This window comes from Micropruina sp., from assembly GCF_027492755.1.
GTDB lineage: Bacteria > Actinomycetota > Actinomycetes > Propionibacteriales > Propionibacteriaceae > Micropruina.
On sequence record NZ_JAPUED010000178.1, the window covers coordinates 1 to 11,320 of the forward strand.

General features: G+C 67.8%; 8 protein-coding genes and 1 tRNA gene. 1 reads left to right on the forward strand and 8 read right to left on the reverse strand.

From position 1 onward, the window contains the following. Nucleotides 1-51 precede the first annotated feature (51 nt). Nucleotides 52-124: transfer RNA gene (locus tag Q0066_RS12420), tRNA-Ala, on the reverse strand. 210 nt (nucleotides 125-334) lie between these two features. On the opposite strand from Q0066_RS12420, the gene Q0066_RS12425 reads away from it, so the two are divergent. After that, nucleotides 335-2,050: a hypothetical protein gene (locus tag Q0066_RS12425; RefSeq protein WP_298133342.1), complete on the forward strand. Its 1,716-nt coding sequence runs from the start codon at nucleotides 335-337 to the stop codon at nucleotides 2,048-2,050. A gap of 75 nt (nucleotides 2,051-2,125) precedes the next feature. Here the strand turns inward: Q0066_RS12425 and Q0066_RS12430 are convergent, their stop codons facing one another. From Q0066_RS12430 to Q0066_RS12460, 7 genes are all read right to left on the reverse strand, one after another. After that, on the reverse strand, nucleotides 2,126-2,959 hold the full coding sequence (locus Q0066_RS12430; protein WP_298133344.1) for a PRD domain-containing protein: 834 nt from the start codon (nucleotides 2,957-2,959) through the stop codon (nucleotides 2,126-2,128). A gap of 53 nt (nucleotides 2,960-3,012) precedes the next feature. Then, the gene (locus tag Q0066_RS12435; protein WP_298133346.1) at nucleotides 3,013-5,040 is read right to left on the reverse strand and encodes a glucose PTS transporter subunit IIA; all 2,028 of its coding nucleotides are present in this window, start codon (nucleotides 5,038-5,040) and stop codon (nucleotides 3,013-3,015) included. Between the two features lie 367 nt (nucleotides 5,041-5,407). Further along, a complete protein-coding gene (locus tag Q0066_RS12440; RefSeq protein ID WP_298133348.1) occupies nucleotides 5,408-5,893 on the reverse strand; it encodes a universal stress protein in 486 nt (161 codons plus the stop codon). Further along, nucleotides 5,890-7,137 (reverse strand): SLC13 family permease, encoded by a 1,248-nt coding sequence (locus tag Q0066_RS12445; RefSeq protein WP_298133350.1) that lies wholly within the window; start codon nucleotides 7,135-7,137, stop codon nucleotides 5,890-5,892. Before Q0066_RS12445 ends, Q0066_RS12440 begins: the two co-directional genes overlap by 4 nt. Before the next feature lie 352 nt (nucleotides 7,138-7,489). Further along, nucleotides 7,490-8,587 (reverse strand): hypothetical protein, encoded by a 1,098-nt coding sequence (locus Q0066_RS12450; RefSeq protein ID WP_298133352.1) that lies wholly within the window; start codon nucleotides 8,585-8,587, stop codon nucleotides 7,490-7,492. 8 nt (nucleotides 8,588-8,595) lie between these two features. After that, complete coding sequence (locus tag Q0066_RS12455; protein ID WP_298133354.1) at nucleotides 8,596-9,651, reverse strand: D-2-hydroxyacid dehydrogenase; 1,056 nt, start codon at nucleotides 9,649-9,651, stop codon at nucleotides 8,596-8,598. Next, complete coding sequence (locus tag Q0066_RS12460) at nucleotides 9,644-11,017, reverse strand: MFS transporter (RefSeq protein ID WP_298133355.1); 1,374 nt, start codon at nucleotides 11,015-11,017, stop codon at nucleotides 9,644-9,646. The genes Q0066_RS12455 and Q0066_RS12460 overlap by 8 nt, the downstream gene beginning before the upstream one ends. Nucleotides 11,018-11,320 lie beyond the last annotated feature (303 nt).

Below are 11,320 nucleotides of genomic sequence, written 5' to 3' on the forward strand. Positions count from 1 at the left end.
ACCTGGAGCCATCCCCAAGCGTCGATCTGCACTCTGACAAGAGCAACTGGGTGGAGCTAAGGGGATTCGAACCCCTGACCTCTTCCATGCCATGGAAGCGCGCTACCAACTGCGCCATAGCCCCGAACGGCTGGCTCGGTGACCCGAGCACGAGCAAGAACTTTACCCGATCAACCGGTGTGTGCGCGAATCGGGCGCGAGGACCGACGGGCGCCTCGTCGGACGGACGTCGCGGGCGCCAGACGTCCTCGAAATCCCCCCGATCATCCGCGAGAAAGGGAGCTGTGCCGGAGCCCGCTCGGCGGCCGGCTCCCGGTTCTTCTAGGCTGGGGCGATGAGTAGGCCCCGCCACCCACGACGTCCGACTCAGCGCAGGCATCTCCATGCTGTGCCGGAGCCTCGCGAGCATCTTGGCGGCGTCGAGGATCAGGAACTCTTCCAGCAACTGCGCAGCGCGTTGCGATCACCCGAGCCCATCGACCTGCTCGGACTGGTGAGCGGGCTGGCCGAGGCCACCGATCCCCGTAGCGGCGACCTCTTCCGTCCTCGTGACGAGCAGCCGCAACGCGGTCCGCTGATCGAGTCACTGATCGGTACGCCCTGCGCTGAGACGACGGCGGCGCTGACGGTGCTGCACGAGTTCCTGGATGACACCGAGCTGGTCGAGGCGATCGGTGCGGAGCTGGGGCAGCGGCAGCAGCCGATGCCGCGCTGGCTCGCCCGGCTGTCGGACGCCTACGGGTCGCCGAACACCTGGTTCGTGTTCCATACCCTGGGCGACGAGACCAGCTATCTGATCGATGTGGAGTTCGTCGGGGGACGATCGGTCTCGGCGTTCGTCACGGTCGAGCACAACCTGGGGTCCGTGGTGTCGGAGGCCAGGTTTGCGCCGGTCCCGGGCGACGAACTCGCCGAACTGCTGAGGCCCCATCTCGATCAGGACACCACCCTTGGTCCGACGGACGCCGCGGACGCACGCGCCGTGCTGGAAGACGCGGTCGACCATGGACGCCGGCTGTATCCGCAGCCCGAGGGGGAGATGTGGCCGGTCGGCCGCCCGCTGCTGGTGTGGATGCTGAGCCTGTTGCCGGACGGCGGCCAACTTCCCGAACGCGTCGAATGGACACACGCCGAGAAGGACGCACTCACCGAGGACTTCTTCGCCTCGCGCTTCGGTCGTCCGTTGGACAACCCTGACCATCGTGGCTTGTTGGAGAGCGTGATCTGGTTCGGCACCGACTACGGACGGGGTGATCCACTGCGCTGGAGTCCCGCCAGCGTATCGATCCTGATGGAGGACTGGTTCCCTCGCAAGGTGGTCGCGGACGCCGCATACCTGGCCGAGCTGCCTGAACTGCTGCGTGCTTTCACCCGGTACTGCCATGATCTGACGAAGGTTCGGCCGGCGCTGACCCAGCTGACCCTCGACGTGGTGGACGAGCTGGAGCCCGCCTATCAGCAGGTCATCCATGCCGACCGGCTACAGGGGCCGGAAGCGCTGCTGGCCAACGTGCTCGGCGAGGACTTCAACGCGCGACGCCGGCGCTGGTTGGCAGAGGCGGTCGGTGGTGCCGAGGCGTTGCGGAATCTCGACGTCGAGCCGCTGCCCGACGAGGATTTCGACTGGCAGGACATCGCCGACGACATTCGCCCTGTGGTCGGGCAGTTCCTCGAAGCCTGCGACCGGTGCGCGGATGAATTATTGGACGTCGAACACCGGACGGCCATGCGTCGCTTCCTGCGCCGCGTGGCGATCGCCGATCCGACCATCTTCCGCCGGAAGGCCTCGCCCATCAGGGGTGCCGCTGCGGTCGCCTGGGTGATCTGTCGCGCCAACGACACGGTCGGCACCTACTACACCTCGCTGCCGGTGGCCGAGCTGTTGGACGCTTTCGGGGTGCAGGGCTCGGTCTCGCAGCGGGCCGAGCCGATGCTGCGTGCGATCGGTGTCGCGCGGCAGCCACCCGGGACGATGGACCTCGGCGCGGTCGACCTGCTCACCTCGGCGCGGCGCGGGGCGATCATCCAGTGGCGCGATCAGGAGTGGTGAGGTCTCGTCGCCGCCTGAGTTCCTGGGGATCTCGACGAGCTCGACCAACGGGGGTCCGCTTGCGTCGTCCCGGGTTCAGCGTTCGCTGACCACCCGGGCAACATGGAGGGCGAGATAGGAGATCTCGTCCGGGGTGAGTGCCGAGCCGAGTCGCAGCTCCAGCACACCGGCCAGCCGGACGGCGACCTCGGAGGCTTCCGGGAACGCGTCACGGATGGCGTTGCCGACGCTGGTCGGCTCGGAGTCGAGCTGCTTGTGCTGGTGGATCCGGACGAACAGGTAGCGCAGGTGGGTGATGAATCGGCCGACGCTGACGCTGCCGGAACTGAGCGTGATGCCGAACGCCTGCTCGATGACCGTGAGCATCTGCTGGATGACTCCGGTCATCCGATACGTGTAGGAGAGATCGCCGGTGGCGAAACCGGCGTTCACCAGGTGAAGCGCCAGCCCGACCGCTTCGGTGTCCGGAAGTTGGACGTCGCTGCGTGCGTTGATCGCCTGGAGCAGCGCCTCTGCCCGCGCGTACTCGTCGGCGTAGAGGTGCTTCACCTCGGCCAGCAGGGGATAGACGATGTCCATGCCCAGAGCCACGCGGCGGATGGCGAAGCTGACATGGTCGGCGAGCGCGATCACCAGCGCCGGATTGCGGCCCACGGCGTCCAGGCCGACGTTGGCGATGGCCTGGCTGACCAGATGGATGTGCTCGGGCGGGATGCCGGCGAGCAGTTCAGCGAGATGATCGGGATCGCGACCGTCCGCCGGGATGAAGACGCGGACCACCTTGGCGGCGTCCACGTCCTGACCGGGCCGGGCCTGGAAGCCCAGGCCGCGGCCGGTCAGGATGACGTCGCGTCCCTTCTCGTCCAGAGCGAGGACGAGGTTGTTGTTGAAGACGCGCAGGATTTCCATGCGTTCACGCCGGTGGCCGTCCCCTCATCGGGGACGGCCACCGGTGACTCCTCTCAGGCCTCGATGTCGATGACTGGGTCGCCCAGCGAGACGTCGCCGGCGCCGACCGGGGTGACCGACTTCAAGGTGGCGGTGTTGATCACCACGACCATCGTGGTGGTGTCGTATCCGGCGGCCTTGATGGCATCCAGATCGACCTTGGCGAGCAGATCGCCGTCCTCGACGCGCTGGTCCTTGGCGACTTCGAGCTCGAAGCCCTTGCCCTCCAACTGGACCGTGTCGATGCCGACGTGCACCAGCACCTCGACGCCGTCATCGGTCTTGATGCCGAAGGCGTGGCCGCTCTCGGGCACCGTCATCAGCACGCCTGCCACCGGAGAGACCACGTGGCCGTCCGACGGAATGATGCCGACGCCGTCACCCAGCGCCTTGGAGGCGAACACCTTGTCGTTGACCTCGGTGATCGGAACGACCTTGCCGGCCACCGGCGCGGAGACCGTGCGGGTGGCGACCAGGGTGGCCACCCCACCGGCGGCGGCGACCGGAGCGGCAGCGGCGACCGGAGCCGGGGCGTCCAGGGCCAGGTCAGCGGCGGCCTGAGCCTGCTCCGCCTCGAACTCGGCCTTCTGCTCCGGGGTGCGGTAGTCGCTGGCGATGACCAGCAGCATGGCCACGACGAAGGCTGCCGCGATCGAGATCGCGTAGACCCACATCGGGTTGAACACCGGGATGGTGAGCAGCGAGGTGAAGGCGAAGGCGCCGGTCTTGACGCCGCCGAAGGGCCAGCTGAGGATGCCGATCGTCACGCCGCCCACCGCACAGCCGACCAGCATGCGCGGGTAGATCCGCTTGTAGCGCAGATGGATGCCGTACAGCGACGGCTCCGAGATGCCGCCCAGCAAACCGGCGGCCAGCGCACCGATGGCGGTCTGCCGCACCTCCATGTCCTTGGCGCGACTGGCCACGACGAGGACGCCGGCGGTGGCACCGAAGCAGGCGAAGTTCCAGGTGCCCATCGGGCCCTGGATGAAGTCGTAGCCCAGGGTGCTGATGTTGGCCAGCATGAGCGCGTTGAGCGGCCAGTGCAGGCCGAGCGGCACCAGGAACGGGTAGATCATCGGGATCAGGATGGCGAACAGCAGCGGCACAGCGGTGTTCAGCCAGGCCAAGCCGGCACCGAGGCCGTTACCGATCCAGATGCTGAACGGACCAATTGCGAACGCGGTTACCGGCACCATGATCAGCAGGCAGAAGAACGGAACGAACACCATCTGGACGTTCTCGGGGAAGATCTTCTTCAGCAGCTTGTAGAGCTGCGCCAGCACCGCGACCATGATCAGCGGCACGAACACCTGGCCGCCGTACCCGTTCAGCTGCATCGGCAGGCCGAAGATCTGCGCCACGCACTGGTCCTGCCCCAGATTCGTGACACACACGGTGTCCGCGGCGTCCTTGAGGGAGAGGAACTCGGGGGTGAACACCGCGGCCATCACCGCGCCGCCGATCCAGGGATCGACCTTGAGTGCCTTGGCGGCGTTGTAGGCGACCATGATCGGCAGGAAGTAGAGCACCGAACGCCACATCGAGTCCCAGAACACCCAGGTGGCGCCCGCGGCCTCCATGCGGTCCACCCCCTGGAAGGGAACGATGTGCAGGGCGTCGAGGACGGCGGCGATCGCGATGATCAGCGAGGAGCCGAGCAGCACGCCGAGCAGCGGCCGGAACGAGTTCGAGAGGTACTCGAAGAACGCGTCGAGCCAGGCGACCTTGCCGCGGGCCTTGGCCCGTTCGGCGGCCTTGACGTCGTCGTCGCTCGGCGCTCCCTTGGCGCCCTTCATGGAGGGCAGGTTGGTGATGTCGGCATAGACCGAGGCGACCGCGCCGCCGATGACGACCTGGTAGCGGTCGCCGCTCTGCGGCACGGCGCCCAGGACTCCGGAGATGGACTCGAGAGCCTTCTGGTCGACGACGCCGGCGTCCTTCAGTTCGAAGCGAAGCCGGGTCGCGCAATGGGTAAGACTGGTGATGTTGCCGGGACCGCCGACTTTCTCGACGATCTGTTCGGCTGTAGTGGACGCCATTGTCGGTTCCTGTCTACTAGCTATCTTGGGGAAATCTGGACCGGACACAAAAAACGACCCGAGTTGCACCGCTAGATGCGACTCAGGTCTTGCCCCTAGTCGGGTAGCAACCCTTTGGTGTGAGCTTTCGCTCCGTCAGCACAGTAGCACCGGGTCTCGGCGCGCGTCAGCAACTTCGTAGGGAAGTCGTAGACCGGGTGGTCGTGGTGGCGGCCGGCCCGCCGAAGGAGCCAGGAAAAGCCCTGCCCAACTACTTCTGGCCTCCCGTCGACGGGAGGCCAGAAGTAGCTGGACAGGGCTTTCGTGGGTCGGACGCCGGGGTGGCCCGGACGCCGCTGGGTCGGCGGGTCGGACGGCGTGGGCGGGCTCAGCGATCGGGCGGTGGGGGAGGGATCGACCCCAGATCGGGCACCCGGTCCGGCCAGATCAGCAGTACCCGGCAGGGTGCGTGGTCGATCACGAAGCGGGTGTGCTTGCCGATGCTGTTCGGGCCCAGCCGGCGACGGTCGCCGTCGCGGCCGAGGACCAGGTAGTCGGCGCCGTCCGCGGCCGCGGTGACCAGCCGCTCGGGGAAGCCGGATTCCAGCCGCATGGTGGCGTCGAATCCGAGCCGCTCCTGGGCTCGGCGCAGCATGGTTTCGGCGGCGTCCCGGCTGAGCTGATCGAGTTCCTCGGTGGCCTTCCGCCGGCGCCCGCGTCCGATCAGCGAGCCGAAGCCCGGGTCCGGAGGGCCGGACGCCTCCTCACGGACGCAGACCAGGGTCACCTCGGCGGGCCCGGAACCGACCAGGTCGCGGGCCGCGTCCACACAGGCCGGCCAGGTTCCTTCCCGGACCCAGATCACGATCTTCATGCCACACCTCCGATGGTGAGTGAAATCCACAATGCCAGCACGCCGACAACGATGGCGATCGGGGTGGCCAGCAGGCCGAGCAGGGTGAACTCCTGGATCGGTGTCTCGTGATCGTGCGCCTGCACGATCCGGCGCCACAGCAGCGTCGCCAGGGATCCGACGTAGGTCAGGTTGGGGCCGACGTTGACGCCGATCAACACCGCCAGCACCGCGCCAGAACCCGACTGGGCGGCGAACGGCAGCAGCACCAGCACGGCGGGCAAGTTGTTCACCAGGTTCGCCAGCAGGGCAGCCAGCCCGGCCCACAGGAACAACGCCACGAGCGTCTGTCCGGACGGCACGATCTGGCCGATTGCGGCACCCAGGCCACCCTCGACGACGGCCGTCACCACGATGCCCAGCGACAGCACGAAGCCGAGGAAGCCGAGGTTGATGAAGCCCGGGATGTCCTTGGCGGTCACCTGCTTGAGCTTCAACGCCCGGACGAGCAGCACGAGGGCGCCGGCCAGGGCGACCCAGGCGGCCTCGATGTGGAACAGGGAGGCGACCACGAAGCCGACCAGGGTGAGCGCCAGGACGATCGCCGAGAAGCGCGGCAGCGGCGGCACCTCGGGCGGTTCGGGGTCGGTCGCCGGGATCGACAGGTCGGCGGCGAAGAACTGCCGGAAGGCCAGGTACTCCACCACCAGCACAGCCAGCCAGGGCAACGCCATCAGCCCGGCGAACGAGACGAAGGTGAGCCCGGCGGCCGACATGGCCAGCAGGTTGGTCAGATTCGACACCGGCAGCAGGAGCGAGCCGGCGTTGGCCAGGTGGGTGCAGGCGTAGGCGTGCGGTTTGGGCCGCACCCCCATCCGGGACGCCGTTGCGAAGACCACCGGGGTGAGCAGCACGACGGTGGCGTCCAGTGACAGCACCGCGGTCACCACTGCCGCCAGGATGAAGACGAAGACCAGCAGCCGCTGGGCATCGCCACGACTCTTGGCGGCCATCAGTGCGCCCGCGTAGCGGAACAGGCCGTCGGCGTCGCAGAGCTCGCTGATCACCAGCACCGCGGCCAGGAATGCCACCACCGGAAACAGGTGCTCGATCTCGCCCCAGGCCTTGTCCCAGCCGAGCGCGCCGGTCAACAGCACGAGGAGAGCGGCGGGAACAGCGGCCACCGCCTCGGGTAGCCCGCGCGGCCGGATGACGGCGAAGCCAAGCACGACCACCAGCATCGAGACTGAGATGACTTCGCCCACGACCGCTCACCCTAGACCTGTTGCCCGCCGAATACATCTCACTCCGAAGGAGCCGAGTACATCTCACCCCAAAGGGTCGTGCGAGACCACGCGCCGCCGTTGGTCGAGCCGTACGAAATCAAGGGTCTCGAACAAGCTCGACCAACGAGGGTCGTCATCCCGGACCTGATCCGGGATCTCCGCAGACGGCAGCCAGGGAAGTGCTGTCCATCGGTGGACGAGCTTGTCGAGACGTCTGTGGCAACGGGTTTCGACGAGCCCAACCAGCGAACGCCGCATCGATCAGCGTCCCTCACAGGGAGGGGGGCGAGCTCTCGGTGTTCGCCGGAGGGCGTGGGCGGGGCGACGCGGGTCAGTTGCGGCGCAGCGAGGCGGGACCCCCGGGCAGGTCGATGCGGACGCCGGTGTCGGTCAGCGCGTCAGCGTCGATCCGATAGACGGCCAGGCAGCGATCCGCGTACAGCTGGGCGACGATCCGCCGCGAGTCGCGGCTGAACACCACGCCCTGGGCGGCGGCACCGGTGGGTAGCTCATCGACCCGGCGCAGGCGTCCGTTGTCGTTCGCGAACAGGACCAGGCGTCCGGTGCCGCTGTGGCCCGGCCGATCACGTCCGATCTGGCTGCCGGCCATGCACAAGGCCACCACCCAACGACCGTCAGGAGAGATGGACACACCTTCCGGAATGGACGGCACCGCCGCGTGATCGACCGCCCGGTAGGGGAGGTCGGCGGTATCGACCAGGGTGACCAGGTCGACATCGGCCACGCTCTGACCGGCTTGGAATGCCTTGCCGCCCCAGCCGACGTTGCCGATCACGGCCCACCGGCCGGCGGCATCGGTGTCGACCACGTAGGGACTGACACCGGTGGCCAGCCGCTCGGGACGCACGGCGACCTCGCCGCCGGTGAGGTCGAGGACGACAGCACCCTGCTCGTCGCGCAGTGACACGATCGCAGCACTGCCGTCGGGTAGGACGCCGATGCCGGCCAGCCGTCCGGACGACACCGTGACTCGCTGCCGCTGCTCGACCAGCTCGTCGGTGACGGCGAAGACGACCACCTCGCCGCTCACGGTTGTCACCAGGAGCCTGCCGCCGTCCGGGGTGAATACCACCGCTTGTGGATGGCTGCCGAGTTCGATCACCTCGACCATCGGCTCGGACCCGCCCAGTCGAACGATCTGCAGGATCTCGTGAAAGACCAGCGCCTGAGCGTCGCGATCGTAGGAGGTCGGTGCGGCCACGGCTGCCCAGCGGGCGTCCGGGGAGAGTGCGACGGCCTGCGGTGGACCCACGATCGAAGTGCGGACGTCGACCGTGGCCAGCACCGCGGGCGGTTCGGCGTCCAGGTCGATCAGGCTGAGCGTGTCGGAACCGACGCCGGCCGGGAACACGTCCCGGCCGGCGTCACGGACCAGCTTGGCGTCATTGGCGCTGACGAAAAGCTCCATGTCAGTACTCAGTAACCCAGTGCCGGATCGACCACGTTGGCCAGCGGCCGGCCGGCCAGGTAGGCGCGCAGGTTGTCGCAGAAGATCTCGCAGATCCGCTCGTCCTCGCGGCTGTCCAGACCGCCCGAGTGCGGGCTGACCAGCACGTTGTCGAGATCCCACAGTGGGGAGTCGGCGGGCAGCGGCTCGACCGCGAACACGTCCAGGGCGGCGAAACCGACCTGGCCCGAGCGCAGCGCGTCGACCAGGGCGTCCTCGTCGATGACGGTGCCGCGTCCGACGTTGACGATCGTCACGCCGGGCTTGGCCAGGGACAGCAGCTGTGCGTTGACCAGCTTCTCGGTCTGCGCGGTGCCGGGCAGGGTGAGCACGATGTGATCGGCACGGCCGACGATGCTCGCCAGGTCGTCCAGCGGATGAACCTCGTCGACGTTCTCGACCTCGCTGACCCGACGCTTCACGCCGAGCGTGGTCATGCCAAGCGCCTTGCAGCGCTTGGCGACCTGCTGGCCGATGCCGCCGAGACCGGCGATCAGCACGGTGCTGCCCTCGAGCGGACGTCCGACCACCCGGTTGGGCCACTCGTGGGCCCGCTGCTGACGCTGCAGCCGGGGCAGTTCCTTGCAGCCGCAGACCAGGCCGAAGATCGCCCATTCGGCCAGCGGAATGCCGTGCGCGCCGGCCGAGGTGGTGAACACGATCCGCTGCAACGCCTCGTCGGGAAGTCCGGCGGCGACCACCTGACCGCCGCCGCCCGCGGCCATGGTCATCACCCAGCGCAGCTTCGGGTTGGCGGCGACCGTGCGGGCCAGCGCCGGGGGTTGAACGTCGGGGATGCCGTAGAGCACCTCGGCCGAATCGACCAACTCGTCGAAGCGGGCCTGCTGTTCCGGCGTCCGGCTGAACGAAGGGTCGCCGGCGAAGTCGGCCGGGTGCCGCATCGGCGGCAACAACTCCTGATCCACCACGACCTCGACCCGAGGGTCGACGGCCGCGACGCGGTCGCACAGTTCGGGGGCCAGGGGGGTGGCGACGACCACCCGCACCGTGTCCTGATCAGGCATGCACTGTCTCCTGTCCGGCGTCGTTGAGATCCGTCAGACTACGACCCTTGGTCTCGGGGGTGACGAAGGTGGTGAGGAACGAGATCAGCGACAGCAGCCCCGAGTAGATGGCGATGACCCACCAGGCGTTGCCGGTCACAGCCAGCAGCGAAGCGCCCACCAGCGGGGCGATGCCGCCGGCGAGCACGGCGGAGAACTCGCGCGCCGTCGCCACGCCGGTGAAGCGGTGCTGATTGCCGAAGAGCTCCGGCAGCAGGGCGCACTGCGGGCCGAGCATCGCCTGGACGCCGATGCCGATGCCGACGCCCATCACCACGAGGACCAGCCAGATGTGACCCAGGGTGAGCAGCCAGAAGGCCGGGAAGGCGAACACGGTGCTGAAGAACGCACCCCAGCGGTAGACCTGAACGCGACCGACGCGGTCGGAGAGGGCGCCGAAGAACACGACGGTGAAGATGGAGATCAGTGCTGCGACGACCGCGCCCCAGGTGCTGAGCAGAGCCTGGCCCTTGTAGGCGGGCAGGCTGGCCACATAGGCGAGCAGCAGCGCCGAGTAGATCGAGGAGTTGCCGTTCTCACCCATCCGCAGGCCGATGCCGATCAGGATGTTGCGTCGTGAGGTGGAGATCGCCTGGCCGACGGTCTGCTTCACGTGTTCGCCCTGCTTCGCCTCGGCCTCTTCGAGGGCCTCGAAGGCCGGGGATTCCTTGAGCCGCATGCGAATGACGACGGCGACGATGATCAGTACCGCGCCGAGCAGGAAGGGCACTCGCCAGAGCCAGCCGAACAGGACGTCGCGGCTGGCCAGTGCCAGCAGTGCGAAGGTGCCGGCACCGAGCAGGGTGCCGACCTGGATGCCGACGAAGGGCAGGGCGGCGAAGAAGCCGCGGCGTTTGCGTGGTGCGAACTCGGAGATCAGCACGGTGGCACCGGCCTGTTCGGCGCCGGCGCCGAGGCCCTGGGCGATCCGCAGCGCGACCAGCAGGATGGCGCCCCAGATGCCGACGGAGTCATAGGTGGGCAGCATGCCGATCAGCATCGACGAGCCGCCCATCAGGGCGATGGTGATGATCAGGACGACCTTGCGTCCGATCTTGTCGCCCATGGCGCCGAAGACCAGGCCGCCGATCGGGCGGGCCGCGAAGCCCACCGCGTAGGTACCCAGGGCGGCAATGGTGGCGCCGGCCGGGCCGAGCGGCTTGAAGAACAGTTCGCCGAAAATCAGTGCGCTGGCGAGCCCGTAGATGTAGAAGTCGTAGTACTCCAAGGCGGAGCCGACGGACGAGGCGAGGGTGGCCCGACGGAGTTGGACGGGGTCGACGATCTCCTGCTCCTCGGCGGGTGGAGAGGCGTATTGCTCGGACATGAGAGCTCCTTTGTTCTCTATGTAAGTACCTCCAGTCTGCCCTATAGACCGAACGATGGTCAATAGACCGAACGAAGTTGATTCGGCGTGTCAGTCGGGACGTGATGGGGCGGCAAGCTTGCGTGGTACGGAGGGACGGTTCTTTTCGTACCGCTCTGGCGCCGCGGGTGGAACGAAAAGAACCGTCCCCGCGTACCGCTGTCTCCGACGCGCAGGCGGAGCGGCATGGGTCACGCTCGATCCGCGAGTTGCGTGGTACGGAGGGACGGTTCTTTTCGTACCGCTCTGGCGCCGCGGGTGGAA

Coding starts and splice junctions, on each gene's coding strand:
- Q0066_RS12435 (WP_298133346.1), bottom strand. CDS start 5,040: ATGGCGTCCACTACAGCCGAACAGATCGTCGAGAAAGTCGGCGGTCCC.
- Q0066_RS12425 (WP_298133342.1), top strand. CDS start 335: ATGAGTAGGCCCCGCCACCCACGACGTCCGACTCAGCGCAGGCATCTC.
- Q0066_RS12430 (WP_298133344.1), bottom strand. CDS start 2,959: ATGGAAATCCTGCGCGTCTTCAACAACAACCTCGTCCTCGCTCTGGAC.
- Q0066_RS12460 (WP_298133355.1), bottom strand. CDS start 11,017: ATGTCCGAGCAATACGCCTCTCCACCCGCCGAGGAGCAGGAGATCGTC.
- Q0066_RS12440 (WP_298133348.1), bottom strand. CDS start 5,893: ATGAAGATCGTGATCTGGGTCCGGGAAGGAACCTGGCCGGCCTGTGTG.
- Q0066_RS12455 (WP_298133354.1), bottom strand. CDS start 9,651: ATGCCTGATCAGGACACGGTGCGGGTGGTCGTCGCCACCCCCCTGGCC.
- Q0066_RS12450 (WP_298133352.1), bottom strand. CDS start 8,587: ATGGAGCTTTTCGTCAGCGCCAATGACGCCAAGCTGGTCCGTGACGCC.